Source organism: Pararhizobium sp. PWRC1-1 (genome assembly GCF_049897905.1).
GTDB lineage: Bacteria > Pseudomonadota > Alphaproteobacteria > Rhizobiales > Rhizobiaceae > Pararhizobium.
On record NZ_JAFCXE010000016.1, the window covers coordinates 1 to 25,864 of the forward strand.

The 25,864-nt window shown below is 61.4% G+C and carries 26 protein-coding genes, 1 tRNA gene and 2 riboswitches; of the genes, 10 read left to right on the plus strand and 17 right to left on the minus strand.

What is annotated here, in order from left to right; translation table 11 throughout:
- Positions 1-276: 276 nt before the first annotated feature.
- From ACP7E0_RS22525 to ACP7E0_RS22540, 4 genes are all read right to left on the minus strand, one after another.
- Complete coding sequence (locus ACP7E0_RS22525; RefSeq protein WP_113247138.1) at positions 277-465, minus strand: Trm112 family protein; 189 nt, start codon at positions 463-465, stop codon at positions 277-279.
- Positions 466-473: 8 nt separating this feature from the next.
- On the minus strand, positions 474-1,157 hold the full coding sequence (locus ACP7E0_RS22530; protein WP_113317414.1) for an LON peptidase substrate-binding domain-containing protein: 684 nt from the start codon (positions 1,155-1,157) through the stop codon (positions 474-476).
- Positions 1,158-1,287: 130 nt separating this feature from the next.
- Positions 1,288-2,289 carry a thioredoxin gene (trxA, locus tag ACP7E0_RS22535; protein ID WP_426127996.1) on the minus strand — a complete coding sequence of 334 codons (1,002 nt, stop codon included), beginning with the start codon at positions 2,287-2,289 and terminating at the stop codon, positions 1,288-1,290.
- Between the two features lie 58 nt (positions 2,290-2,347).
- Positions 2,348-2,857, minus strand: a complete 510-nt coding sequence (locus ACP7E0_RS22540; protein ID WP_426127998.1) for a prolyl-tRNA synthetase associated domain-containing protein — start codon at positions 2,855-2,857, stop codon at positions 2,348-2,350.
- 254 nt (positions 2,858-3,111) lie between these two features.
- On the opposite strand from ACP7E0_RS22540, the gene ACP7E0_RS22545 reads away from it, so the two are divergent.
- Positions 3,112-3,186: transfer RNA gene (locus tag ACP7E0_RS22545), tRNA-Gly, on the plus strand.
- A 31-nt stretch (positions 3,187-3,217) separates the two neighbouring features.
- Here ACP7E0_RS22545 and ACP7E0_RS22550 read toward each other — a convergent pair.
- From ACP7E0_RS22550 to ACP7E0_RS22590, 9 genes are all read right to left on the minus strand, one after another.
- Positions 3,218-3,799 (minus strand): intradiol ring-cleavage dioxygenase, encoded by a 582-nt coding sequence (locus ACP7E0_RS22550; RefSeq protein ID WP_426127999.1) that lies wholly within the window; start codon positions 3,797-3,799, stop codon positions 3,218-3,220.
- Between the two features lie 137 nt (positions 3,800-3,936).
- Positions 3,937-4,704, minus strand: coding sequence for an SDR family oxidoreductase (locus tag ACP7E0_RS22555; RefSeq protein WP_426128001.1), 768 nt, complete (start codon positions 4,702-4,704; stop codon positions 3,937-3,939).
- 226 nt (positions 4,705-4,930) lie between these two features.
- Complete coding sequence (locus ACP7E0_RS22560; RefSeq protein ID WP_426128240.1) at positions 4,931-5,947, minus strand: aldose epimerase family protein; 1,017 nt, start codon at positions 5,945-5,947, stop codon at positions 4,931-4,933.
- 245 nt (positions 5,948-6,192) lie between these two features.
- Positions 6,193-6,645 carry a GNAT family N-acetyltransferase gene (locus tag ACP7E0_RS22565; protein WP_426128241.1) on the minus strand — a complete coding sequence of 151 codons (453 nt, stop codon included), beginning with the start codon at positions 6,643-6,645 and terminating at the stop codon, positions 6,193-6,195.
- Positions 6,642-7,568: a homoserine O-acetyltransferase MetA gene (metA, locus tag ACP7E0_RS22570; protein WP_426128003.1), complete on the minus strand. Its 927-nt coding sequence runs from the start codon at positions 7,566-7,568 to the stop codon at positions 6,642-6,644. The genes ACP7E0_RS22565 and metA overlap by 4 nt, the downstream gene beginning before the upstream one ends.
- Before the next feature lie 88 nt (positions 7,569-7,656).
- Positions 7,657-7,734: riboswitch (SAM riboswitch) on the minus strand.
- A 74-nt stretch (positions 7,735-7,808) separates the two neighbouring features.
- Positions 7,809-8,279 (minus strand): SRPBCC family protein, encoded by a 471-nt coding sequence (locus ACP7E0_RS22575; protein WP_426128006.1) that lies wholly within the window; start codon positions 8,277-8,279, stop codon positions 7,809-7,811.
- A 27-nt stretch (positions 8,280-8,306) separates the two neighbouring features.
- On the minus strand, positions 8,307-8,780 hold the full coding sequence (locus ACP7E0_RS22580; protein WP_426128008.1) for an SRPBCC family protein: 474 nt from the start codon (positions 8,778-8,780) through the stop codon (positions 8,307-8,309).
- A gap of 27 nt (positions 8,781-8,807) precedes the next feature.
- Positions 8,808-9,281 (minus strand): SRPBCC family protein, encoded by a 474-nt coding sequence (locus ACP7E0_RS22585; protein WP_426128010.1) that lies wholly within the window; start codon positions 9,279-9,281, stop codon positions 8,808-8,810.
- Positions 9,278-9,652 carry an ArsR/SmtB family transcription factor gene (locus tag ACP7E0_RS22590; protein WP_426128012.1) on the minus strand — a complete coding sequence of 125 codons (375 nt, stop codon included), beginning with the start codon at positions 9,650-9,652 and terminating at the stop codon, positions 9,278-9,280. The genes ACP7E0_RS22585 and ACP7E0_RS22590 overlap by 4 nt, the downstream gene beginning before the upstream one ends.
- A gap of 143 nt (positions 9,653-9,795) precedes the next feature.
- On the opposite strand from ACP7E0_RS22590, the gene ACP7E0_RS22595 reads away from it, so the two are divergent.
- The 4 genes from ACP7E0_RS22595 to ACP7E0_RS22610 all read left to right on the plus strand — a co-directional run bounded on the left by ACP7E0_RS22595 (position 9,796) and on the right by ACP7E0_RS22610 (position 14,310).
- Positions 9,796-10,227 carry a DUF4345 domain-containing protein gene (locus ACP7E0_RS22595; RefSeq protein WP_426128014.1) on the plus strand — a complete coding sequence of 144 codons (432 nt, stop codon included), beginning with the start codon at positions 9,796-9,798 and terminating at the stop codon, positions 10,225-10,227.
- 1,423 nt (positions 10,228-11,650) lie between these two features.
- Entirely contained in the window at positions 11,651-12,175 is a 525-nt protein-coding gene (locus ACP7E0_RS22600) for a transporter suffix domain-containing protein (RefSeq protein ID WP_426128016.1), read from the plus strand.
- Between the two features lie 25 nt (positions 12,176-12,200).
- A complete protein-coding gene (locus tag ACP7E0_RS22605; protein WP_426128018.1) occupies positions 12,201-13,304 on the plus strand; it encodes an HlyD family secretion protein in 1,104 nt (367 codons plus the stop codon).
- Positions 13,294-14,310 (plus strand): DUF2955 domain-containing protein, encoded by a 1,017-nt coding sequence (locus ACP7E0_RS22610; protein ID WP_426128020.1) that lies wholly within the window; start codon positions 13,294-13,296, stop codon positions 14,308-14,310. The genes ACP7E0_RS22605 and ACP7E0_RS22610 overlap by 11 nt, the downstream gene beginning before the upstream one ends.
- A gap of 15 nt (positions 14,311-14,325) precedes the next feature.
- Here the strand turns inward: ACP7E0_RS22610 and ACP7E0_RS22615 are convergent, their stop codons facing one another.
- The 3 genes from ACP7E0_RS22615 to ACP7E0_RS22625 all read right to left on the minus strand — a co-directional run bounded on the left by ACP7E0_RS22615 (position 14,326) and on the right by ACP7E0_RS22625 (position 17,520).
- Positions 14,326-16,149: an ABC-F family ATP-binding cassette domain-containing protein gene (locus ACP7E0_RS22615; protein WP_426128022.1), complete on the minus strand. Its 1,824-nt coding sequence runs from the start codon at positions 16,147-16,149 to the stop codon at positions 14,326-14,328.
- A gap of 2 nt (positions 16,150-16,151) precedes the next feature.
- Positions 16,152-16,802: a thiamine diphosphokinase gene (locus ACP7E0_RS22620; RefSeq protein ID WP_426128024.1), complete on the minus strand. Its 651-nt coding sequence runs from the start codon at positions 16,800-16,802 to the stop codon at positions 16,152-16,154.
- 202 nt (positions 16,803-17,004) lie between these two features.
- Positions 17,005-17,520: a MarR family winged helix-turn-helix transcriptional regulator gene (locus ACP7E0_RS22625; RefSeq protein ID WP_426128026.1), complete on the minus strand. Its 516-nt coding sequence runs from the start codon at positions 17,518-17,520 to the stop codon at positions 17,005-17,007.
- Positions 17,521-17,640: 120 nt separating this feature from the next.
- On the opposite strand from ACP7E0_RS22625, the gene ACP7E0_RS22630 reads away from it, so the two are divergent.
- The gene (locus ACP7E0_RS22630) at positions 17,641-19,143 is read left to right on the plus strand and encodes an MDR family MFS transporter (protein ID WP_426128028.1); all 1,503 of its coding nucleotides are present in this window, start codon (positions 17,641-17,643) and stop codon (positions 19,141-19,143) included.
- 101 nt (positions 19,144-19,244) lie between these two features.
- On the opposite strand, the gene ACP7E0_RS22635 is transcribed toward ACP7E0_RS22630, so the two are convergent.
- Positions 19,245-19,697, minus strand: coding sequence for a GNAT family N-acetyltransferase (locus ACP7E0_RS22635; RefSeq protein ID WP_426128030.1), 453 nt, complete (start codon positions 19,695-19,697; stop codon positions 19,245-19,247).
- Positions 19,698-19,961: 264 nt separating this feature from the next.
- Positions 19,962-20,082, plus strand: a riboswitch (TPP riboswitch).
- Between the two features lie 40 nt (positions 20,083-20,122).
- Here ACP7E0_RS22635 and thiB point away from each other — a divergent pair.
- From thiB to ACP7E0_RS22655, 4 genes are all read left to right on the plus strand, one after another.
- Positions 20,123-21,145 carry a thiamine ABC transporter substrate binding subunit gene (gene thiB, locus ACP7E0_RS22640; RefSeq protein ID WP_426128031.1) on the plus strand — a complete coding sequence of 341 codons (1,023 nt, stop codon included), beginning with the start codon at positions 20,123-20,125 and terminating at the stop codon, positions 21,143-21,145.
- A gap of 385 nt (positions 21,146-21,530) precedes the next feature.
- Positions 21,531-23,174 carry a thiamine/thiamine pyrophosphate ABC transporter permease ThiP gene (gene thiP / locus ACP7E0_RS22645; RefSeq protein WP_426128032.1) on the plus strand — a complete coding sequence of 548 codons (1,644 nt, stop codon included), beginning with the start codon at positions 21,531-21,533 and terminating at the stop codon, positions 23,172-23,174.
- On the plus strand, positions 23,161-23,883 hold the full coding sequence (locus ACP7E0_RS22650; protein WP_426128034.1) for an ATP-binding cassette domain-containing protein: 723 nt from the start codon (positions 23,161-23,163) through the stop codon (positions 23,881-23,883). Before thiP ends, ACP7E0_RS22650 begins: the two co-directional genes overlap by 14 nt.
- A gap of 373 nt (positions 23,884-24,256) precedes the next feature.
- Positions 24,257-25,678 carry a M48 family metalloprotease gene (locus tag ACP7E0_RS22655; protein ID WP_426128243.1) on the plus strand — a complete coding sequence of 474 codons (1,422 nt, stop codon included), beginning with the start codon at positions 24,257-24,259 and terminating at the stop codon, positions 25,676-25,678.
- Positions 25,679-25,864: the final 186 nt, after the last annotated feature.

A 25,864-nucleotide genomic window follows, 5' to 3' on the forward strand; every position in this document is an offset into this window, starting at 1 on the left:
CGCGGCAAGCCTTTCAAGGTCATCATCATTGCCCTCGCACGCAAAATACTCGCCATCGCAAACGCAATCACGAGGGACAAAACAATTTTTTCACAAACGTAGAAACACAGTTGCCAGCCGCCACGCGTCTGCGCGGCGAGGGGACCGACCACCCAAGCCTGGATTACGAGTCTTCCACGCGACGGACGCCGCGTGACTGGATTCCTGTGACAAGCACAGGAATGACGGAGAGTTTTGGGCGAGCCGCCAAACGTACGCCAAATCAATCCTCAATCCTCAATCCTCAATCTTCCTCGCTTCGGAGATCAGCATGATCGGAATGCCGTCGCGGATCGGATACGCGAGGCGGGCTTTCTCGGAGATCAGCTCGTTGTCGGCGGCGCGGTAGCTGAGGCGGCCTTTGGTGAGCGGGCAGACCAGCAGTTCAAGCAGTTTGGGATCGACCCGGCTGGTTCTGTCTTCCATCTTTCCGCCTATTGCAGCATGGTTTCGATATCGCCGAAATTGCGGGCGAGAACGATTTCGGTAATGGCAATCAGCGTTTCGGCGCGGGTCTTCAGGTCCGGTGCCTCAAGCAGCGCCTGCTTTTCCGCCGGGCCATAGGGCGACATCATCGCCATGGAATTGACCAGCGTTACATTGCTGGCGCGCTCGACGCTCTCCCAATCCGCTTCCAGCTTGTTGGCGTCGAGATAGGCCTTGAAGGCGGCCAGCAGGGCTTGGCGATCGACCTGCGCCTCATCGTCCGGCCCGGTGAGGTCGGTGGCGAAGGGGGCGATTTTGAAGGAGCGATAGCCTTTTTTGGTCAAATGCACTTCGTCGAACAGGCGGAAGCGGCAGATGCCGGTGAGCGAGACGATATAACGGCCATCCTCCATCTCGGCGAACGAGGTGATTCGGCCAACGCAACCGACCTGGCAGAGCGCCTGCACATGCGCTTGGCCCGGCTCTTCGCGAATTTCCCCGAACGAAGGCTGGATCATGCCGATCAGGCGATTTCCGGCCAGCGCATCGTCGAACATCGAGAGATATCGCGGCTCGAATATGTTGAGCGGCAGCTGGGAGCCGGGAAGCAGCAACACGCCCGTCAGCGGGAATACCGGAAGCGTCTCCGGCAGGTCCTGAGGCCTCAGATAACGTGCATTACCAACTTGCATGTCTCAATTCACCCCGTCGCTGTCAGGCGTTCTTGGCAGCCGCTGTGGCGCCGCGCCGCTTATCGACAAGAAATGGGGCGCCAGCGGTAAATCTCAAGGGAGATTGTCACAAAGCCGCCCCGTTAGGGTATCACGAAAACAGGATCGATGACAGTTTGCGCCGCGCTGACAGCGTTGCGGGGTCCAACGGTCCCCAGACGTCGAAGAACTGCAGCAGTTCGCGCCGTGCGCCGTCATCCTCGAACGTCCGGTCGCGCTTCATCACCTTGAGCAGGTGATCGGCGGCAGCCTCGCGGTCGCCCTCGACATTGCGGATCTTGGCGAGCTTGATGCGGGCACCATGATCGTCGGGATCGGCGGCAAGGATCTGTTCGAGCGCATTCGGGTCGCCGAGCTTGCGGGCCTCCTCGATCTGGTCGAGTTTTTTCACAACGGCGGCGATGCCGGCATCCTTTGCAAGCTCCTCGGAAAGCTCGGCCAGCACTTCGCGCGCCTGCTCCAGCTCGCCGGCGGTGATCAGGCAATTGGCGAGCCCTGCAAGGGCTGCGGCATTCTCCGGGTCCGCCTGCAGCACGGCACCAAACAGGCCGGCGGCGTTCTGCAGGTCGCCCTGTTCAGCAAATGCCTTTGCCTCGGCTAGCGCCGCATCGATCCCGGCCTGCTGGTCATCAATCATGGGGCCTGCGATCTTGTCGATGAATTCGCGTATCTGGCTTTCGGGCACGGCGCCCATGAAACCATCGACCGGCTTGCCGGCGACGAAGGCGATGACGGCCGGGATGGACTGGATGCCGAGCTGGCCGGCGATCGAGGGATGATCGTCGATATTCATCTTGACCAGCCTGACGCGGCCCTGTGCCTCGGTCACCACCTTTTCGATCACAGGGGTCAGCTGCTTGCACGGGCCGCACCAGGGGGCCCAGAAATCGACCAGCACCGGCTGCTGACGGGAGGCTTCCAGCACGTCGCGCGTAAAGTTGGCGGTGGTGGTTTCCTTGATCAGCTCGCCGGCCGACGCGGCTGTGGCCGCCGCTGCCGGAGCTTTCGCTGGCGCAGGGGCGCCGCCATAGCTGGCCGTTGCCGTCATCTGGTTGCCGTAGGATGCTGCATAGGGATTGTCGTTGCCGCTCATCGTGTCTCCTCGCGGACATCCTCGTCCGTCTGACTGTCTTCCCGTCAAAGATCGTATGTCAGGACGTCACTTTCAAGACAAGGGCTTCATGTCCTGTCGCCTCGATAAAGCGCAGCAGATCCTTCGACGCGATCGACGTCGTCGCATCGTTCGCCAGCGGATGGCAGTTGACGATCTCGCACTTCATCAGCGCCTCGTCGATGATGATCTTCACGTTCTTATGGGTATCGTTGATCACGCCGAAGGCGGTGACGGCGCCGGGAATGACGCCCAGATATTCCATCAGCTTTTCCGGCCGGCCGAAGGACACTTTGCTGGCGCCGCCGATGAGCGTGTGCACCGTCTTGAGGTCCACCGTGGCGTTCTCTTCGACGGTGAGCAGGAAATAATTGTCCTTCTTGTCCTTCACGAACAGGTTCTTGGTGTGCCCGCCGGTAATGGCGTCCCTAAGCGCCACCGATTCGGCGACGGTGAAAACCGGCTCGTGCTGCATGGTCTTGTGGGCGATGCCGAGGCCGTCGAGAAACGCGAACAATTCGTCCTGTGTCTTCGGCTGCATTTCACTCATGACGGCTTCCTTCTGGCTCGAAAATAGTGGTCTTCCTTACGGGTAAGGGCAAAAAACCGCAATCTTCCACAGAAAGCAGGCTGCAAAACGCCTTGTTTTCAGGGGCTTGCGACATTTCTTCAAAAAATTATTGGACCGACCGTCATTTCCCTGTTGCATTTAAAAATCGTCTGGGCCATATAGCCGTCGTCGCAGCAAACAACAAACGCAGCGGCGCCACGGTCCACCGACTACCCCCGGACCTTGGATGATGAGCGGGTGTAGCTCAGGGGTAGAGCACAACCTTGCCAAGGTTGGGGTCGAGCGTTCGAATCGCTTCACCCGCTCCATTTTTTCTTCAAAGACTCTCCAAGCCTTGGGTTACGCAACGATGAAGTCGTAGCGGCCGAATTTTCCGTCGTCAGTCGGGCTGACATCGAGCAATAAGGTTGCGTTGAATATCCGGTCGCGCTCATTGAGCGGCTCACCCGGAAAATAGAGTTGCGTCGTCAGCACGCTCCCGCCGGGCCGTTGGACTTTCAGGTGGTAATGCCGGGTGCGACCAGGATATAGCCCTGGAACGATCGTCTCGAACCACCATTTCCCTTCATCGTCGGTGAATTGATGTCCACGGAGTTTGTAGCCACCATTGTCGTAGAGCCCGCTTTCGTTGGCATGCCATAACTCGATCAGCGCTTTTGAGACGGGCCGGCAGTCCTCGGTCAGCACGCGGCCGGCAAGCGTCATCCTTTCACCGTCGGGTGCGTCGTTCGCGAAGTCCTGTTTTTCAGGGCTGTGCGGGGTAAAATACGGGCCTTCTGTCTGCGCTGGCGTCACATCGTCGTCGTCAATGCAAGTTGGTGTAAGTGACAGCTGTGCCGGCGCACCGGCTGCGTGGCCGAGTCCCGGCAGCACAATCGGCGCGGCAACGAAGCCGATAAGGAAATGTCGCCGGGTGGGCATCGCGCTGTATCTCCCGATTACGGAAACCAAGATCCTTGCGGCTCCATAGGGCGGAAGTGAGGCAGGACTTTCTCCTGCCAGGCCATCCTGCGTCGCTGTGCTTGTTCGATCTCCGCCAGTCAAAAAAGGTCCTACTATCATCCCCTTCCGACATACGGCATCTGTGTCGCCATCACGGTCATCGTCAGCACATTGGCGTCGAGCGGCAGTCCGGCCATGTAGACGACGGCGTCGGCGACCAGGTTTGCCGGGATGGTCGGTTCGGAGGCGATGTCGCCATTGGCCTGCAGGACGCCTCCGCTCATCTTTGATGTCATTTCAGTCGAGGCATTGCCGATATCGATCTGGCCGCAGGCGATATCGAACAGGCGGCCGTCGAGCGCGGTAGACTTGGTGAGGCCGGCGATGGCGTGTTTGGTGGCTGTGTAGGGCGCCGACATCGGGCGGGGCGTCGAGGCGGAGATCGAGCCGTTGTTGATGATTCGCCCGCCACGCGGCGTCTGCGCCTTCATCAGCTTCATAGCCTGCTGGGTGCAGAGGAATGCGCCGGTCAGGTTGGCGCTGACGATCGCGTTCCACTGTTCGAAGGTGATGTCCTCCATCGGAATGGCCGGTAGGCCCATGCCGGCATTGTTGACCAGCAGGTCGAGACGGCCGAAATCATGTTGGATGGCGGAAAACAGGGTGGCGACCGCCTGCGGATCACCGACATCGGCGGCGAACGCCCTTGCCGTGCCGCCGGTCTCGGCGGACAGCTCCTTCGCGGCGTTCTGGAGAATATCGAAGCGCCGGCCTGAAAGGACGACCGTATAGCCGTTTTTCAATAGCGCCTCGGCAATGGCGCGGCCGATACCGGTCCCGCCGCCTGTGACCAGGGCAATCTTCGATCCGCTTGTTTCAGCCATGCCCAAGTCCTCCTCGTGCCGCATCATTGATTAGGGCATCAAATCCGGTTTTGCCGCAAAAGCCCAGCGGATTTGCTTTGGACTTATGGGGGCAGCCGGTCGACGGCAACGAGGGGCGGCTTACGCCGCGCAGCGGTGGATCGATCGTTCCACGGTTATTCGTCCGTACTCCGTGGCAGTCACGCCGGGAGGCGTCGTATTGGCGTGGACGAGGAGCCGGCGCCGATCAGCTTCGTGTGAAGACGTAATCTGTTTCCTGCCGCAGGGTTTCGCCGGGCTGCAATACGGCTTGCGGGAAATTGGCGTGATTGATCGCGTCCGGCCAGATCTGGGTTTCCAGGCAGAAGCCGGCGAATGGCCCGTAATGGCGGCCTTCGAGGCCGGGCGCGGCTATATTCATCTTGAAGCCGGTATAGAATTGCACGCCGGGCTCGGTGGTGCGGACTTCCAGCGAAACGCCGGAATTGATGCTGCGCACAAGGGCAACGGACTGCTTGGGGCCACGGGCCTCTGCCAGGCAGAAATTGTGGTCGTAACCGATCTTTTCGCCTTCCAGCTGACGGCGCAGCGGGGTCATGGCGCGCAGGTCGAACGCCGTGCCTTCGACGGAGCGGATCTCGCCGGTCGGGACCTGCAGTTCGTTGGTCGGCAGATAGGTATTGGCGGCAATCATCGCATCGTGACCGAGCGCATCGGCGGTGCCGTCGAGATTGAAATAGCTGTGCTGACAGACGTTACAGATCGTCGCGCGATCCGTGGTGCTTTCATAGAGAACATTGAGGACGCCGCCTTCGCTGACCGTATAGGTGCAGGTGATGGTGCAATTGCCGGGATAACCGGCGCGGCCATCGGGATCGACGATCTGCAGCACAACGCGGTTCTCCGCCGTCTTGATCACTCTCCACAGACGCTTGGCGATGCCGTCGCTACCGCCGTGCAGGTGGGTCACGCCCTTTTCATTGCATTCCAGCTGATAGGACACGCCGTCTATGGCAAACCGCCCACCGCCGATGCGGTTGGCGTTGCGGCCCGGCGTTGCGCCGAAATAGGGGGAATGCGCGAGATAGTCGGAAAAATTCTCGAAGCCGAGCACCAGAGGCGCCGCATGGCCATCAAGACGCAGGTCCTGGATGACCGAGCCCCAGGTGAGGATATGTGCTGTCAGGCCGCCGCCCTTGATCACAATGCGATGCACGGGTTCGCCGGACGGCATATGGCCGAACACTTCAGTCTCTGTCTGCACGGCCATTCTTCCTCCACTCTTCCTGCTGCATAATTCCTTAAATCGGAATCGATTTAAGGGGAAATTATGCAGCAAATTTAACGTGCTACAGCGACCTTTGCGCGTCATGAATGACGCGCGGCGCTGTAGGCGGCAAACTGCGTCATTTCACTGATCGCGGCAACCGAAAAGTCATACAATTTACGGCCATCCGGCCGCCGCATGCGTTGCCGCGCCTTCCGCAGCAGAGACAAAGCAGATTCGTCTCAAAACGTCTTCTGATAGATGATGAAGGGCGTCTTATCGGCGATCCGGTCGTAAAGCTTGCGGGCATTGGCGTTGAAGTCCTGGGTCATCCAGTAGACTTCCTCGGCCTTTTCCGCGTTCGCCCGGGCATAAACAGCCTCGATCAGCGCTCGGCCGATCCCCTGTCCACGCACGTCCGGGTCGGCGAACAGGTCCTGCAGGTAGCAGATCGAATTCTTGTGCCAGCAGGACCGGTGAAAGAGGAAATGCGCAAGGCCGACGGGCTTGCCATCCAGCACGGCGAGAAATCCCGCATATTCATGGGCTGCGCCGCTCAAGAGCCGTGAAAAGGTGAGGGCGTAGATGTCCTCCGGCAGGGTGGTCTCGTAGAAGGCGAGATACGCCTGCCACAGACGGCGCCAGTCTTGCTTGTCACCGGGCTCGACGGGGCGGATGGTGAGGGGTGCGGTCAGCGTCTGTCCTTCCCGATATCGGCGAGATCAAAGGATGTCGTCTGATAGATATCGTTGATCCAGTTGCCGAACAACAGGTGTGCGTGGCTGCGCCAGCGGTTCTGTGGCGTCAGCGTCGGATCATTGTGGGGAAAATGGTTGTGCGGCATCTTGATCGGCACGCCGGCATCGACATCGCGGAAATATTCGTCCGATAGCGAGGTCGAATCATATTCGACATGATTGAAGACATAGAGCCGGTTGCCCGCCTTTTCATGCACGAAGCAGACGCCCATTTCCTCGGATTCCATCAGGATTTCGAGGTCCGGCTTTTTCTCGATATCGGTACGGCGGACCTCGGTCCAGCGCGATACCGGGATCTGGAAATCATCGGAAAAACCGCTGAGATAGGGCGAGGACGGGTTGAGATTGTGATGACGATAGACGCCAAAAGCCTTTTCCTTCAGCGTGTATTTCGGCACGCCATGGAAATGGTAGATCGCCGCCATCGCGCCCCAGCAGATGTTCAGGGTCGAATGGACGTTGGTATGGGTCCAGTCGAGAATCTCACGCATCTCGTTCCAGTAGGTCACGTCCTCGTAATCCAGCGTCTCCACTGGCGCGCCGGTTATGATCAGGCCGTCGAACTTGCGGTGCTTGACCTCTTCCCAGGTCTCGTAGAAGGCGAGCAGATGCTCTTCCGGCGTGTTCTTGGCCTTGTGGCCGCCCAGCCGGATCAGCGAGAACTCGACCTGCAGCGGCGAGGCGCCGACAAGGCGCGCCATCTGCACTTCGGTCTTGATCTTGTTCGGCATGAGGTTGAGCAGGCCGATCTGCAGCGGCCGGATATCCTGACGGATCGCCGCAGTTTCGGTCATCACCCGCACGCCCTCTTTGACGAGGGTTTCGAAGGCGGGCAGCGTATCGGGAATCTTGATCGGCATGGGCAACACTCTGGTCTACGAGCAAGCGGGATATGAACTTGCCGGCACAAAAAAACCGGCAACGACAGAGTCGCTACCGGGCCCGCTTGCTTGCGCACGCACGGCCCTTTAGCAACTTATTTAACGTGGCTGCAAGCCGGCCGGCCAAATCACCACGAATGCTTAGATAGCGCCTGTTGGTGCGCGAATCAATATGCGGCGCCGATGTCCATGAAACGGGCGCCGCAAGGATGCTTTCTGTCAGTCCGGATCGCCGGTCGCTAGAAATGCTGCCAGACTGTCGAGCAGGGAACGCGTTCCCGTTTCGCGCTGTCTGGCAGTGTCATGGCCGTCGAGAAAGGCGTCCTGTTCGGTGAAGATCAGCTTCGTCCCGGTGCCGTCTGCCTTCAGTTCGACCGTGGTCAGCGAGACGGAGATCCGCGTGCGATCCAGGTGCATGTCGTAGCTGTAGATGATGCGCTCGTTTGGCACGATGTCCTGATATTGCCCGTCGAAAGTATGCACGACCCCATCGGGGGCGGCGATCGACAGGTGCTCGCGGCCGCCGATGCGGAAATCCAAGGTGAAGTCCTGCGATCTCCAGCCGGCATGGCTGGCGTACGACGGGGCCTTGCGGTCCTTCTGCGCCCAGGCGGCAAAGACGCGGTCGGGGGAGGCATCATAGTGGCGGACAATGGTGAAGGTGGCGTGGGTGACCGAATGTGGGGCCATGACGGTTTCCTTCCTTTGGTGACAACGTCAGGCAGCAACCTGCGGGCGCAAGAGTTCTATGCAGAGTTTGTCGAGCATTTCACTCCAGCCTGCCTCGTGGTTCGCCCGTTTGTCGTGGCCGTCGAGGAACGCGCCCTGTTCGGTCACGATGTGGCGGCAGCCCTTGCCGGCAAGGATGAATTCGGCCGTGATCAGGCTGGCAAAAATGTGCTTTCCCTCTGATGTCATGCTGCTGGCCGAGACAATTCTCACATCGGGCACGATGTCAAGGTAGGTGGTCTCGTTGCGGAAAGTCGGGCCACCTCTCGGGCCGAAGCGGTTGATATCACCGCCACCGACCTTGAAGTCGAAGTGGTCATAGGCAAGATCCCAGCCATCGCCCGGATTGCCCCAGCGCAGCAGCGCTTCACGTGTTGACCAGGCGGCAAAAACGCGGGACGGCGATGCGTCATAGGTGCGCTCGATGACGATGGTCGAATGATGTATTGAACGCTCGCTCATCACACTCTCCTTGTTTGGCTGCTGGGGTCAGGCAATGGCAGCGCTGCGTTCGAGCTCCAGCGCCAGTTGTTCGTAGAGGTCGCGGCAGCCCTTTTCGCGGTCGGCGACCTTGTCGAGGCCGTCGAGGAAGGCGCCCTGTTCGGTGTAGAACAGCCGGGTCTTTGTGCCTTCTGCCTTCAGTTCCACCGTGGCGAGCGACGAGGAAATGCGCTTGTCGCCGATCAGCATCGAATAGGCGAAGATCATCCGGTTGTCCGGCACGATGTCGTGATAGATGGTTTCGTTATAGACCATCATCGTGCCATCCGGGCTGAACCGGCCGGTCTCGCGGCCGCCGACGCGGAAGTCGAAGGTGTATTCGGCAATCGGCCAGTTGTCGGCCTTGACGAACCAGCGGTTGCGGGCGGCCGGGTCGGAAAAGGCCTTGAAGACGCGGGCCGGCGAGGCGTCGTAGACGCGCTCGATGACGAAGGTGGCATGGGTGACGCTGCGGTCGGTCATTTTGTACTCCCTGGTGATGTTTCGGTTTTGATGGTTTCGGGGTCTTCAGGATTTTCAGCGAGATACTCCCCCAGCGCGTCGAGACGGCGGCCCCACAGGGCGCGGCGGTCGGAGATCCATTGTTCGGCAAGGCTCAGCACCTCCCGGTCGATGGTGCAGGTGCGGACCCGCCCGACCTTCTGCGATTGGACGAGGCCGCTCAGTTCCAGCACCTGCAGGTGCTGCATGACGGAGGGCAGGGACATGGTGAGCGGGCCGGCCAATTCGCTGACCGAGGCGGATCCGCGGCAGAGCCTGTCCACCATCATGCGCCGCGCCGGATCGGCGAGCGCCTGGAACATGAGATCGAGCTGGTTCGATTGGTTAAGCATATGCCTAACTATCATGGTGTGATGGTGGGCGCAAGAGATAGTTAAGTGAATTACTAAGTGTTGTGTTCACGCCTATGTGTTCGGGGTGCTGAAACTCGGCCGCGCCCGCGTCCGTACCCCTGATGACTTCAGGAGGAAACGCGATGCCCAGTCTTGCCTATCAGATCAGCCCGGCCGATTTCCGGCAGCGGCGCCTGCTGCAGGCGACCATCGCGGTTCTTGCGATGCTGCCGGTGTTTGCCGGTTTGTGCGGGGTGGTGATGGGACCTGGGTTTCTCGGCGAAAAGACCCCGCCTACGGATCTCAGCAGCCATGTGCGGTTCCTGTCCGGGGTTTTCCTTGCCTTCGGCATCGCCTGGTACAGCTGCATTCCGGCGATCGAGACGAAGGCCGAGCGCATCCGGCTTCTGGCGATCCTAACGTTCAGCGGCGGGCTGGCGCGGCTGTATTCGCTGTATGTCGATGGCGTGCCGTCGGCCGGGCATGTGCTTGGCCTCGGCATGGAACTTGTCGTCGTGCCCTGCCTGGTCGTCTGGCACGGACGGGTCGCGGCGCTCAGCCAAAGCCGGGGCTGAGCGGGCTGAACGATGTCGCGCGGCAATCGGCGTCTTCCTCCCTAAAAGCAAAAGGGCGGAGGCGATTGCCGCAAGCGGCGGGTGGGGCGGTCCTAGCGTGGCTGGGAGGATCGTCTCACCCTTTTTTCCGGCATGCGGGAGAGGTTGTCGCGTCACCGTTCAGTGGGTGACGTGCTCCGGGAACAGTGTTTCATGCCGAACTGCTTTCCCACTGTCCGTCGTACTCGAACAACATGCCCCGCTGCAGCGCAGCGAAAGAACCCTTGCCCTGACGCTGGCTTGTCTTTTGGCGCGAAGGACTTCGCGCCGCTGGATCCCCGCCACGGAGGGCTGACATGACGGAGGTGGGGAGGGCTTCTGGGCACAAAAGATGCTCCACGCCTTCCATCCACGCGCGAAAATTCGCCGTGGGTTTTCAAAGAACAGGTTGGCCGGGGCACATCGGGTGCCTCAGGTAGGTAATAGTAGGTGACACGCGATGTGCCCCGTTTCGGTGTCTTTTGCCGCGCTTCTCAGGTTCTTCTGCGCTTTCCTTTTTGACGGGAAAGCCTCCAATGCCCCGGCCCGGCCGCTTATCCGCCAGGCCTTTCAATACGGCGGGGTTCAGCCCTGGACCGTCCAAGGACGGTGTGACCACCCGGCACGCCCAGTCCGCTTTCACGAACCGGAGGAGAACCGCCTTTCACGCAGCCCCGGGGATTTTGCGCGCGTTCCGCCAAACCGTCCGGGCACCGGCCCCGCCTCGCCGGCAACGCAAACCGGTGTATCCGTGGTGGGACGGGGAGAAGTATGGCACGGGTTTTGAGGGCGGGGATTTGCGGGGATGATTTTTTACGAAGTGGCGGCTATCCGCATCAAACGGAACTTATCAACCTGGCAGCGGGTTCCTTCCCCTTAGAGGCCACATCTGCTAAAATCGTGCAGAACATGGGGTGGTCCATGATGCCTAGATTCCTCGGTATTGCCGCCTGCGCCAGCACGCTCCTATGCCAAGCCCTGGTCGCCGAAGAGCTTGCCACCTGGCAAACTCACGCCTTGGAAGCAATTCAGCAAAAGAGAGGCGTGGAAAGGGTTTCCTGGAAGGCGCCCGTGATAACGTCTTGTGGGTAGACGTACAGCCCGACACCTATCATTCGGCGGGGTTCGCACGTTACCTATGCACCACGCTGGACGACGCCGGTTTGCCGCCCGGCGTTCGAACCACGATCTGGATCTTTGATCCTGCTGCACATAGAAGGGGCGGATGGCCCCTCGGCGACACGAAATGTGTCGGCCACTGATCCTCGACCGGCTTCAGCCCGGCGAATTGCATTTTCTCATATACTAAAAGCCTAACTTGCGATTTATAATCGTTTTGACGGGAAAAGAGCGGGAGCAGCGCTGGTCGGCAACGCGATCGACGCTTCAGGAGGGGATGAGGAAAATGTCAGTTCAATTGGAAGAGAATGTCGCGCCGCAAGCACCGGCCTGGCGTTTCAAGCTCGGTATCGTCCTTGTCTGCGTCGCCATAGCCATGTGGCTTTGCGTGCCGATCGCAGCATGGGCGGGTGTGCCAAGTACAAGGATTGCCGCCATCACGGGGGTGATCTTCATCGTCAACAAGATCCTTCTGCTGCTTGTTATTGCGGTGATGGGCAAGGCCGGCTTCCAAGAGCTCAAGAGGAAGATCTTCGGCGTCTTCCGTCTCTCGACGGAGACCCATATCAGCCGGGCGCGATACAATCTCGGCCTCGTGATGTTCTGTATCCCGCTGATCTCGGCCTCGCTGGAGCCGTATCTGGATGCGCTGTGGCCCCAACTTCGCCCGAACATGTGGCAGCTCCAGTTGCTCGGCGATCTAATGTTCCTTGCAAGTTTCTTCGTCCTCGGGGGCAATTTCTGGGACAAGATCCGCTCGCTGTTCATTCGGAGCAGCCGCGTCGTCTATCCCGCCAATCCTGCTGCGTAAGCACCGACAGTCAAAGGAACGATCCGTGGCTTCTGAAGAAACGTCAAGCGAACCTGTGCCGGCGCCGCCAGCCGGCAATCCTTTGCGCAGGGTTGCACTGATCATCGTGCTTCTGGCTCTGGTTTTACTCGTCCTTTCCATCTTCATGGAACGAAGGACACCCTCGAGCTCGCAGGCGCAGGTACAGGCCTATGTCGTCGGCATTGCTCCCGAAGTCACGGGACGCGTTGTCGAGGTCAACGTCACAGACAATTCGCCTGTCGAGGCAGAGCAGGTGCTGTTTCGCATCGATCCGAGCCGTTACCAGATCGCAGTCGCGGAAGCGGAAGCGGCTCTCGAGCGCGTCGGCCAGACAATCGGCGCCTCGACGGCGCAGGTTGATGCGGTGCAGGCACGGCTCGTGGAAGCCCAAGCGAACCGCGACAATGCCCGCGAGCAGTTCGGCCGGGCCTCGGAACTGGTCAAGCGAGGGGTTTACGCGCAGGCGAAATTCGATGAAGCCAAACTTGCCTTCGATCAGGCGGAAGCGGCGGTAAAGGGTGCGCAAGCCGATCTTTTGAGCGCGCAGGAGGATCTCGGCCCGGCGGGTAGCGACAATCCGCAGCTGAAGGAAGCGCTTGCGGCGCTGCAAAGGGCGCAGCTCGATCTGTTGCGCACGACCGTTCGCGCCCCGGCCGCGGGTGTCGTGACCAATCTGCAGCTGTCAATCGGCAAGGTGGTCAGTGCCGGCCAGTCTGCCATGACCTTCATTGATGTCGGTACGGTCTGGATCGCCGGGGCCTTCAAGGAGAACAGTCTCGAAAGGGTTGCGGTGGGCAACGAAGCCGAAATCCTGTTCGACGCCCTTCCAGGGCAATTGTTTAAGGCAAAGGTGGAAAGCGTCGGGCTCGGCGTATCGCAGGGCGGCACCGATCCGAGTACCGGCCTGCCGACCATTCGAAGCGACAGCGGCTGGGTCGCCGAGGCACAGCGCTTCCCCGTTCGGCTGGTTCTGGAGGAGGGGAGGCCCAAGGGGGTTCGCTACGGTTCGCAGGCGACGGTTGTCATCTATACCGGGGAGCACCCTGTCACGAATGCATGGGGCTCGCTCTGGATACGCATCATGTCGGTTCTAACCTATGCTGGCTGACCCCGTTGCCGAGCAGAGACGCAAGGGACTGCGGGTGGCGCTCGCGGTCTCGGTGGGTTTCACGCTCGCGGTTGCGATGGGTGCGGTCGTCCCGTTCCTTGGGCCGCTCTTTGCAGCCCAGTTTCTCCTGTCGAGTCCGCAGCCCATGCCTCTTGGCAAGACGCTGGGGATGGCGATCCTCATTCTTGCCACCGGCGTCGTCATGATGCTTCTGACCTCATGGTTCGGCGATCGGCCCGCGACCTTTCTCATGGTCCTCGGCCTGATCTACTTTTCATGTTTCCTTGCACAATCGAGCGGCAAAGGCGGCCCGGCGGTTTTCCTGGTCCTCGTCGTCGCTGTCATGGTGCCGCTGCTGGGTATCCTCAACAAGGAGCTGGCGGCGTCGATCCTGTCGATCCTGACGATCGGGGTGCTGAGCGGAGCGGTGATGATGTGGCTTGCCCATGCGGTCATTCCGGAGCCGGCATCGATTATGCCGCAGCTACAGCCTCCGGCCCCGACCACGCCCGGGTATCTGCGCGCTCTGGCAAACACTGTGATCCTCCTATCGACTGTGACAATCTGCCTGACCAGCGAGGATCTGGGTGCGGCAATCGTCATTCCGATAACGGTGGCGTCCCTGCTTGGGCAACTCGATACAACGGCAAGCGGCCGGGCGTCCGTCGGGCTCGCTATCGTCAATCTCCTTGGCGGTATCGTCGCGTCGCTCGCCTATGCCATTCTAACGATCCGCCCGAACCTGTTTTCCATGTTCGTCATCGTGCTGGTCGTCTGCCTGATTTTTGGCGGCCGCGCGGCAGCGCGGACTGCGGACGCGAAGCTTTACGCCGGTGCGCTGACGACGTTCCTGATCCTCTTCGGGCTTGGCGTTTCGCCCTTGCCTGGCAGCGCTGCGGAATCGTTTTCCACGCGGATATTATACGTCGCCGGTGCGATCGTTTTTGTGTTTCTCACGACAGCCTTGCTTTGGCAGCGCCCGCACGAAAAGCATGCAACTGTCTGACGGCAAATGTGCCCGCTACCCCTCGATCTCTTCCCGCAGCATCTCCAGTTCCAGCCATTCCTCTTCCATCTTTGTGATCGAAGTCCGCAGCTTTTCGAGCTCGGCGGCGAGCGCCGAAAACCGGGCCGGGTTCCTGGAAAACAGGTTCGGGTCGGCCATTTCCTTTTCGTGTTTGGCGATCACGGCTTCGGCTTTTTCCATCTCCTTCGGCAGGTTTTCCAGCGCGAATTTCTGTTTGAAGGAGAGTTTGCCCTTGCCGGTTTTGGGCGCTGAGGAGCCGTTGTCGGTGGCGGATTTGGCTTTTTCGGCTTTTTCCGCGCGCTTCTTTTCGTCGGCCATGCCCTTGCGCTGCGCCATCATGTCGGAATAGCCGCCGGCATATTCGATCCAGCGGCCGTCGGGCGCGTCGGGGTTGGCAGGCGCTATGGTCGAGGTGACGGTGCGGTCGAGGAAGTCGCGGTCGTGGGAAACGAGGATGACGGTGCCGGGGAAGCCGGCGACGATTTCCTGAAGCAGATCGAGCGTCTCGATATCGAGATCGTTGGTCGGTTCGTCGAGGATCAACAGGTTGGTCGGGCGCGACAGGATGCGGGCGAGCATTAGCCGGGCGCGCTCGCCGCCGGACAGGTTCTTGATCGGGGTGCGCGCCTGTTCCGGCTGGAACAGAAATTCCTTCATGTAGCCGGTGACATGGCGCTGCTCGCCATTGACCAACAGGTTGTCGCCGCGGCCGTCGGTGAGGTAATGGGCCAGCGTATCCTCAAGGTTCAGGTCCTCGCGGCGCTGGTCGAGCGTGGCGATCTCAAGGTTGGTGCCGAGCTTGACCCAGCCGCTGTCCGGCTTGATCTGGCCGGTCAGCATCTTCAGCAGCGTGGTCTTGCCGGCACCATTCGGGCCGACGAGGCCGATGCAATCTGTGCGGTGGACGCGGATCGAGAAGGGGGCGACGATATTGCGGTCGCCATAGGTCTTGGTGATCTGATCGGCCTCGATCACCAGCTTGCCGGATTCGCGGGCGTCCGAGACGGTCGCCTGCACCGAGCCTTGCGGGCCGTTATGGCCGCGGTGCTTGGCACGCAGGTCCTGCAGCGCGCCGAGGCGGCGCATGTTGCGCTTGCGCCTTGCCGTCACGCCATAACGCAGCCAGTGTTCCTCGCGTTCGATCTCCTTGCCGAGCTTGTGCTGTTCGAGCTCTTCTTCTTCGAGCACTTTGTCGCGCCAGGCTTCGAAGAAGGCAAAGCCCTGGCTGAGGCGGCGAGACTGGCCGCGATCGAGCCAGACGGTGGCATTGGAGACCTTTTCGAGGAAGCGCCGGTCATGGGAGATGACCACGAGGGCCGAGCGGCTCTTGATCAGCTCACCTTCCAGCCATTCGATGGTCGGCAGGTCGAGATGGTTGGTCGGTTCGTCGAGAAGCAGGATATCCGGCTCGGGCGCCATGACGCGGGCAAGCGCTGCGCGGCGGGATTCACCGCCCGAAAGCTGGTTCGGGTCCTCGTCGCCGGTGAGGCCCAGATGTTCCAGAAGATATGCGACGCGGTAGGGATCGTCGCTTGGGCCAAGGCCGGCCTCGGCATAGGCGCGGACCGTATCGAAGCCTTCGAAATCGGGGGCCTGATTGAGGTAACGGATGGTGACGGAGGGGTGGCGGAAGATTTCGCCGGTCTGCGGTTCGGCAAGGCCGGCCGCCATCTTCATCAAGGTCGATTTGCCCGAGCCGTTGCGGCCGACGAGGCAGATGCGGTCGCCCGGCTCCACCTGCAGATTGGCGCCGGCCAGCAGCGGCGTGCCGCCGAAGGAGAGGAAGATATCATCGAGTTTCAGAATGGGTGGTGCCATGGTCAGGCTCCCGAAAGGTCTTGCGGACGGGCAAGGATGAGCGCCCGGCCGGAGGAAAGGGTAAAGCGGACGGTGCCTTCGGCGACATTGGAAACAGTGCGCGAGGAGCCGAACGGCAGATGGAAATCCTTGAGCGGATAACGGGCGCCTTCAATGGACAGGCCGGTCAGCGTATCGAGCCCGAGGATGGAAAACAGGCTGCTCTTCGGCAGGTCGATCTCGAACGTGCCGGGCAGGAGCGGATAGGCTTCCTCCTCGCCGGAGGTCAGCAGCATGTCGATGCCCTGTTCGGCGAGTTTGGCGGCATAGAGCAGGTGCATGAAGGCATGGTCGCTGCGCTCGCCGCCCAAGGCGCCTGCCAGCACCAGCCGCGCCGCGCCGCGCTCAAGGGCCGTGGCAACGGCGATTTCGCCATCGGTCTCGTTCTTGGCGGCGGGATAGGGCTCGCGGGCAACGTTCGGCCATTCGGCGATCAGGGCGTCGGCCGTGGAATCGAAATCGCCGACCCAGAGTTCCGGCGTCAGGCCAAGCGCGCTCGCATGGCGCATGCCGCCATCGGCCGCAATGACGCGGGCGTCGGCCAGCTGGGCCAAAAGCCTGTCCGTCGGCGTCAGCGGCCCGCCCATCAAGATTACGAAAGCCTGTTTGCTCATGGCGCAAGGCCATAGCGTAAACAGGGGGATGAGGGGAAGAGGCGGGCGTGTATTTGGCGGTGATGGATCTCTTCTCCCCAGCGGGGAGAAGGTGGCCCGAAGGGTCGGATGAGGGGGAACCGCAAGCTGTGAACGTGCCGAACCGCCCCCTCATCGCCTCGCATTCGCTCGGCACTTCTCCCCGATGGGGAGAAGAGGGATGCTAATCCGTATCCTTAGCGCGGGTGGTGCAGACCTGCTCGAACGAGGTGACGAAGCGGTCGAAGAGGTGGGCGAAGCTGGCGACGTCTTCTTCCGGCCAATCGGCCAGCACGCTTTCGATGACATCGCGCTTGACTGCCTGGATCTTGATCATCAGCTGCTGGCCAAGCTCGGTCATGACGACGATGATGCGGCGGGCATCGGCCTGCGAGGCTTCCCGGCGCAGTGCACCGCGTGTCACCATCTCGCCGACGATGCGGCTGGCGCGCGACGGATCGATGCGCATCATCTCGGCAATGGTGCCGACCGTCACTTCGCCCTCCGGTTCGGCCCGGCGCACGGCATCGAGCACGTCGAGATGGGTGATTTCAAGGCTCGGTGCGACATTGCTGATCGCCAGACGGGCAAGCACCCGCCGCCCGATCATCGTCCGCCAGCGGCCCATCGAGTTGCTGATCAAGGTGCGGTGGCTCTCCGCGTCGCCGCTGCATTCCAAGGGTGAGGGTGCGTGATCCATGGCGCATCCTAGCAAAACGCGCGGGTTCCATAAAGCATGAATATGCTTTGGGCATAAATGTGCTGTTGACAATTATATGCTAACAGCACATAAATTGGCCAACGCAATTGGAATTCTCCCATGGACATGCAGGTCACCCCGGCGCCGCTGGTCTCAAACCCGGCGCTCCGCCTCACGCTTTTCTTCTTCCTGATGACGGCTTTGTTCATGGCGACGCTGGACAACCAGATCGTCGCGACCGCGCTGCCGACCATTGTCGGTGAATTCGGGCAGATGGAGCGGTTCGGCTGGATCGGCTCTGCCTATCTGCTGGCCACCTGCGCCGTCATGCCGCTCTACGGCAAGCTCGGCGATCTGTTCGGCCGCAAATATGTGATGATCGCGGCGGTGACGATTTTTACGCTGGGGTCGATTGCCTGCGGGCTGGCCGTCTCGATGAACACGCTGATTGCGGCGCGTGTGCTGCAAGGGCTTGGCGGCGGCGGCATCATGGTGTCGATCTTTTCGATCACTGCCGACCTGTTCGAGCCGCGTGAACGGGCGCGCTACCAGAGCTATTCCAGCTTGGTCCTGATGGCGTCCGGCGCCGTCGGCCCGGTGATCGGTGGCGCGATGAGCGATCACTTCGGCTGGCGCTCGATCTTCCTCATCAACATCCCGATCGGTATCGCGGTGCTTATCGGCCTGTTCGTCTTTCTGCCCTATCGCCGCCCGACACGCCGTCCGACGATCGATTATGCCGGCGCGCTGCTTCTCGCCGCCGCCGTTACCTGCGTCGTGCTTCTGGGCGATGGTGCCGAACTGTTCGGCTCGCTGTTGTCGCTCGGCAGCCTGGCGATCGTCGCGCTTGGCGCGATCTGCGCCACGGCTTGGGTGTTTGTCGAGCGGCGGGCGCCGGAGCCGATCGTGCCTTTGACGCTGTTTCGCAATCCGACGTTCAGCCTGATGCTGGTGATTTCGCTGGCAAGCGGCGCCGTCGGCATCGGCATGGTCAATTATTTTGCGCTGTATCTGCAGACGACGACAGGGCTGACACCGTCGCTCGCAGGGCTGCTGTTCATCATGCTGACCGGCGGCATCGTCTGCGGTTCGCTGACGGCAGGACGGCTGATTTCGCGGAGCGGCCGCTACAAGCCGTTTGCGATCGTCAGCGCCAGCCTGACGGTTGTGGCCTTGCTTATCTTCACGCAGATCCAGCCCGGCACGCCGCTTTATGTGATCTGCGCAATCATGGCGCTGCACGGCATCGGCATCGGGTTTGGCCAGCAGGTGCCGATCGTCGCGGTGCAGAACATCGCCTCGCGCGGCGATGTCGGGGCCGCCACCGGCGCCGTCACCCTGTCACGCATGGGCGGCGCCTCGATCGCCATCTCGATCTACGGCGCGATCATCGCGGCAGGCCTTGCCCGCGGCACCACGGCGATCCCGGGCATCACCGACATCGAAAAGCTGACGCCGCTGGTGTTGTCAACCCTGCCGGAGGCAACACGCCAGCTGGTGGCTGAGAGCTATACGGCTGCCTTCCTGCCGCTGTTCCTGACGGCTGGCGGCATCTCGTTGATCGCGCTCACTGCGGCGATTAGCCTGAAGGCCGTGCGGTTGCCGCAGAAGCCGGCGGAGTGAGGGGTGTCACGGTGACCGCCACCCTTAAAATAGGTGATGGCCTGCCTTGGGCGCCAGAAGCGGTCATGCCGGGCAACGAATGAAGTTGCCCGGCCGCTGTTTCAGCCCTTTAATCGCAAACGCGCATTCTCGAAAGGAAAGCCTTCATCGTCGGTGGCTCTTCGCGACACTTCATAGAACCCAAGCGCTGTGTAGAACCGCATGGCTTGTTCGTTCTCGGTATAGACTTCCAATGAAAGTTCGCCTTTTCGATCCACCGCATGGGTGATCAACTTGCGTCCGATTCCCCGCCCGTGCTGGTCCGGGGCAACAAAAATTCCCCCGATGAACGTGTCCATCAAGCTGATGAAGCCAACAGGTTCACCCATGCGGCAGGCCACCCAGGTCTCGGCATTGGGCAAGTATTTTTCCTCGATCAGCTGCCGCTGTTCGAGGAGTCTGGATTCACCGATGAAAGGGTGAGCGACAAGGGAAGCGTCGAGCCAAATGCCTGACAGTTTTTTGGTGTCCGTCGCCGCCACAAACGGCCGGACCACTAGATTTTGGTTCTCCATGAGAACTCCACAGAATATACATGCAAAGAAGATCAGCACCGTTATGGTGCCGAGCGATACCGCTACAGGCGGTTTAATCTAATCTTCTGCGCATAAGTCTCCTTCTGCCAATAAGTCTGTTTATGCCCGTCATATCGTGGCGTCAATGGCGGCTTCGGGACATCTGTAGCCCATCCCGCTCCAAACGGGAACGGCGCGACAGCCCGGCAATAGCCACCCGTTCTTGCCCCCTTGCCAAGCATATCCCCCGGGTCTAAACCTCCTCCTGCTCTAACGGGGTGCCGGCCGTTCTTTTTTTGAACGTTTGGCTGAGAGGCTTTTTAAAAGCCAACCCGAAGAACCTGATCCGGTTTGTACCGGCGGAGGGATTAGACGGCACATTCCAGCGCCCTATTCCCATTTTTTGGATTTATAAGGAGGCGCGGATGCGCAAGGCAATCATTCCACTTCTCGGGCCATTTTTCGCGGCAGTCGCTGCCCTCGCTACGCCGTTTTCCGCCTCGGCCGAAGACAAGGTGCTGACGGTCTATACCTATGAAAGCTTCACCAGCGAATGGGGCCCCGGCGCCAAGGTCGCGGAAGCCTTTGAGAAGACCTGCGGCTGCAAGGTGTCCTATGTCAGCGTCGCCGATGGCGTCGAGCTCCTGACCCGGCTGAAGCTCGAGGGCGCCTCCTCCAAGGCCGATATCGTGCTTGGCCTCGACACCAATCTCGTGTCCGAGGCCAAGGCGACCGGCTTCTTTGCGCCGCACGGCGTCGATACCTCGGCCGTCAAGGTTCCCGGCGGCTTTAGCGACGATACGTTCGTTCCCTATGACTACGGCCATTTTGCCGTGACCTACGACACGCAGGTGATGAAGGAACCGCCGAAGAGCCTGAAGGAACTGGTCGAGGGCGATCCGAACCAGAAGATCGTCATCGAGGATCCGCGCACCTCGACGCCGGGCCTTGGCCTGCTGCTTTGGGTCAAGTCTGTCTATGGCAAGGATGCTCCCGCCGCCTGGGCAAAGCTCAAGGATCGCGTCCTGACCGTCACCCCCGGCTGGTCGGAAGCTTACGGCCTGTTCACCAAGGGCGAGGCGCCGATGGTTTTGTCCTACACGACCTCGCCGGCCTATCACATGGTTGCCGAAAATACCGACCGCTATCAGGCTGCCGCCTTCTCGGAAGGTCATTACATCCAGATCGAAGTGGCTGGTATGACCAAGGCCGCCAAGGATCCGGCGCTCGCCAAGGACTTTCTCTCCTTCGTGACCGGGCCGGAATTCCAGTCGATCATCCCGACCACCAACTGGATGATGCCGGTTGCCGCCACCAAGGAACTGCTGCCGGAGGCGTTCGGCAAGCTGGTGACGCCGGAAAAGACGTTTCTGATGTCGTCGGACGAGGTTGCCGCCAACCGCAAGGCCTGGATCGACGAGTGGTTGGCTGCGATGAGCAAGAACTAGCGTTACGTTTGGGCAGGGCTGCCCCTCATCCGGCCTGTCGGGCACCTTCTCCCCGTTATGACGGGGAGAAGGGACCTGCTGCAAGCTCTGTCATCCGCTCTCCCCGCGTGCGGGGAGAGGGCTAGGGTGAGGGGCTGAAGGCTTTCCGCGTGCGGGAGGGCTGGATTGATGAGTGGCTGGCGGCGATGAGCAGGAACTGGACGGGCTGGGACGATCGTTTCCTCTTCTCCCCGGCGGGGAGAAGTGCCGAGCGACTGCGAGGCGATGAGGGGGCGGTTCGGCACATTCTGAGTGTTTGGCCCCCTCATCCGGCCCTGCGGGCCACCTTCTCCCCGATGGGGAGAAGAGGGGACGAGGTGACGCCCGTAAACGAGATAAAGTCATCATGATCAACCGCATGGAACGACGTTGGACGCTTGCCGCCGGTGCGCTTTGCCTTGGCGGTATTTTGCTGTTCGTCTGTCTGGCGGCTGCGGCGCTTCTCGCCTTCGACGAGCCGGGCTCAGCCAATGACGGCGTGCTGTTTGATGCCTATGTCTGGCGTGTTGCCCGGTTCACGCTGTTGCAGGCCTCGCTTTCCGCGCTTCTTTCCATTCTCTTTGCCATCCCCGTTGCCCGGGCGCTGGCGCGGCAAGCGGCCTTTCCCGGCCGTGTCTGGATCATCCGGCTGATGGCGCTGCCGCTTGGGCTGCCGGCGCTGGTCGCGGCTCTGGGCCTGATCGGCATCTGGGGGCGGCAGGGCGTGCTCAACACGGCGCTTGTGGCTGTCGGCCTCGATCAGCCGGTGAGCATCTACGGCCTGTCGGGTATTCTCGTCGCCCATGTCTTCTTCAACATGCCGTTGGCCGCACGGCTGATGCTGAGCGGGCTGGAGCGCATTCCGGGCGAATACTGGCTGGTCGGGGCCAATCTCGGCATGCGGCCGGTTTCGATTTTCCGCTTCATCGAATGGCCGGTGATCCGCGGGCTTTTGCCGGGTATCGCCGGACTGATCTTCATGCTCTGCGCCACCAGCTTTACCCTGGTCCTGACGCTTGGCGGCGGGCCGGCGGCCAGCACGATCGAAGTGGCGATCTATCAGGCGCTGCGCTTCGATTTCGATCCGCCGCGCGCCATCGCGCTGTCGCTGCTGCAGATTTCGGTGACTGCAGCGCTGCTGATTGCCATCCGCTTGCTGACGCCCACTGCCGATGAAGGCCACGGCGGCGGGCGCAAAGTGCGCCGGTTCGATGGCCGTAGCCGGTTTGGCCGGGTGGGTGACGGGCTGGTGATCGTGTTTGCGGTGCTGTTTCTCGTCCTGCCGCTTGGCTCGGTGGTCTCCTCCGGTCTTCGCGCCGATCTCGTCCGGCTGGCCAGCGATCCGACGGTGCAGCGGGCGTTGCTCACCAGTATCGTCATCGCGCTGGCTTCGGGTCTGCTTTGTGTCCTCTCGGCCGCTCTGATGATCCGGGCGCGGCAGGCAGCACTTTCGTCCCGGCGGCCAGCGGTGTTTCTGCGGGGGCTTTCGGCCGGGATTTTTGCCAGTTCGTCGCTGGTGCTGTTGGTGCCGCCGGTCGTTCTGGGGGCAGGCTGGTTCCTGCTGTTGCGGCCGCTCGGCGATGTCGCCCGTTTTGCGCCGCTTTTGGTCATCCTGATCAATACGCTGATGGCGCTGCCCTTCGTCTACCGCGTGCTGGAGCCGGCGATGGCTACCCATACTGCCCGGACGGCCCGGCTTGCGGTGAGCCTCGGTCTCGGCGGCTGGCATCGTTGGCGCCTGATCGACTGGCCGGGGTTGCGTAGGCCGTTGCTGATGGCCCTGTCTTTTGCCTGTGCCTTGTCGCTCGGCGATCTCGGTGCCGTGGCGCTGTTCGGTTCGCAGGATATGGTGACGCTGCCGTGGCTTCTTTACAGCCGCATGGCCGGTTATCGCTCGACCGATGCGGCGGGGCTGGCGCTGTTTCTCGGCCTCGTCTGCCTGGTGCTAACGATCGCCGGTACGTCGCGGGCAGAGGCCGATGATACGAGGAGTAAAGATGTCACCGCCTGAAACGGATATTGCGGTTCGCCTCAGCGGCGTGCGCGTGCAGTTCGGCCAGACCGAACTGCACTTCGATTGCGCCATCGGCAAGGGGCAGATCGTCGCGGTGACCGGGGCGTCCGGTTCCGGCAAATCGACGCTGCTCAATGTGATCGCCGGGTTCGAGACGCCCGACGCGGGCACAGTCGAGATTCTCGGGGACGATGTTGCCGGGCGCGATCCTGCTGAGCGGCCGGTGTCGGTGATCTTTCAGGAACACAACCTGTTTGCGCATCTCGACGTCGCCACCAATATCGGTCTCGGCATCGATCCGGCGCTAAAGCTGGGCGTCAAGGAGAAGGCGAAGATTGCAGGTGCGCTGCTGCGCGTCGGGCTGGAGGGTTTTGGCAAGCGCCTGCCGCCGACCTTATCCGGCGGCGAACGGCAGCGGGTGGCGCTTGCCCGGGCACTGGTGCGCCGCAAGCCGATCCTGCTTCTCGATGAGCCGTTTGCGGCGCTCGATCCGGGTCTGCGCGCTGGCATGAGCAGCCTCATCCTCGATCTGCACGGACAGGAGGGCCATACGATCCTGATCATCACCCATCATCCCGACGATGTCCGGGCGCTGGCCGACAGCGTGCTCTTTCTCGACAAGGGCCGCATTCTCCTGCATGAACCCACGGCGCAGTTTCTCGAGCATACCGATCTTCCGGCTGTCGCCCGGTTTCTCGGCCGGTGAGTATCGCCTGCGATGCTTTTGCCACAATTTGAACGACAGCCTATGCGACGGCGCTTTGGATGTCCGGCGGCGTGCGTTCTCCTATGCGTTGCCGGGATATCACGGGGCAACTATTTCTATCGGCGTATGCTAGGCACGCATGGCGCGAATAGGCTACAGCAGGTCATTGCCGTGACCGCCGCCCGGCTTATTTATGGGGCTGTAAAGAATACTGAATTTGCACGCGTGTTAACACCGGAACGGTTTGCACGGCTGGCCTGAAGACTGGAAATGAGCTGAGGCGATGAGCAGAACGACAGGCACGCAGAAGCGGGTTTCAGGAACAGGCTCCGGCGTGTCCTTTCGCGCTGTCGCGGCGCTGGCGGGAAGCCTGATGTTGTCCAGCTGCCAGTCGGTGATCGAGCAGACCTACGAGCCCAAGGTCTCGCCGTCGTCCAATCCGCAGATCGTCGAGGAAGTCCAGAAGAACGACCCGCGCGCCCAGGTCGGCGCCCGCGAACATCCGCGTATCGTTGCGAGCTATGGCGGCGAGTATCAGGACGAAAAGACCGAACGGCTGGTCGCCCGCATCACCGGCGCGCTGACGGCGGTTTCGGAGAATCCGAACCAGTCCTACCGGATCACCATTCTCAATTCTCCCGCCATCAACGCCTTCGCGCTGCCGGGTGGCTATCTCTATGTGACGCGCGGCCTTCTGGCGCTCGCCAATGATGCCTCGGAAGTGGCAGCTGTGCTCTCGCACGAAATGGCGCACGTGACGGCCAATCATGGCATCGAGCGGCAGCAGCGCGAAGAGGCTGAAGTCATCGCCAGCCGCGTCGTATCAGAGGTGTTGTCGAGCGATCTGGCCGGCAAGCAGGCCTTGGCGCGCGGCAAGCTGCGCCTGGCGGCGTTCTCGCGCAATCAGGAATTGCAGGCTGACGTCATCGGCGTGCGCATGCTCGGCGAGGCGGGTTACGACCCCTATGCGGCGGCGCGCTTCCTTGATTCGATGGCAGCCTATAGCCGTTTCTCCTCGGTCGATCCCGACAGCGACCAGAGCCTGGACTTCCTGTCGAGCCATCCGAGCGCGCCGCAGCGCGTCGATCTCGCCCGCCGCCATGCCCGTGCCTTCGGCGCGGAAGGTTCCGTCGGCGATCGTGGCCGCGACTATTATCTCGCCGGTATCGACGGCCTGCTCTATGGCGACAGCCCGCAGGAAGGCTATGTCCGCGGCCAGACATTCCTGCACGGCAAGCTCGGCATCCGCTTCGATGTGCCGGCAGGCTTCCAGATCGACAATAAAGCCGAGGCCGTTCTTGCAACGGGGCCGAACGAGACCGCGATCCGCTTTGACGGCGTGGCCGATACGCAGAAGCGCAGCCTGACCGACTATATCGGCAGCGGTTGGGTAACCGGCCTGCAGCCGGACACGATCCATCCCGTGACGATCAACGGGCTTGAGGCCGCGACGGCGCGGGCATCGGCCGAGCGCTGGGATTTCGATGTGACCGTGATCCGCATCGACACGCAGATCTACCGCTTCCTCACCGCCGTGCCGAAGGGCGCGTCGAGCCTGGAGCCGACCGCCGATGTCCTGCGCGCCTCGTTCCGCCGCATGACGCCACAGGAAGCTGCTGCCTTGAAGCCGCTGCGCATCCGCGTCGTCACAGCAAAGCCCGGTGATACGCTGGCAACGCTCTCGGCCCGGATGATGGGAACCGACCGCAAGCTAGATCTCTTCCGCCTGATCAATGCGATGCAGATTACCTCGACGGTAAAGCCCGGCGACAAGGTGAAGATCATTTCGGAATAGGGCGCGGCAAAAGCCGTCGCAGGCTCGGCCGCGCATCGAAATTTTGACCGTTTCGTCGTATCGGCCGTCTATCTGGAGAGGCGGTCGATCGGGATAGTGAAGGACCAGGCGTTCGGGCGTTCTGCCCGATGGCGAAGGAACCTCTGCGTAAAGATGGTGTTCCTCTCCTGCAAAGGATTTCCCTGT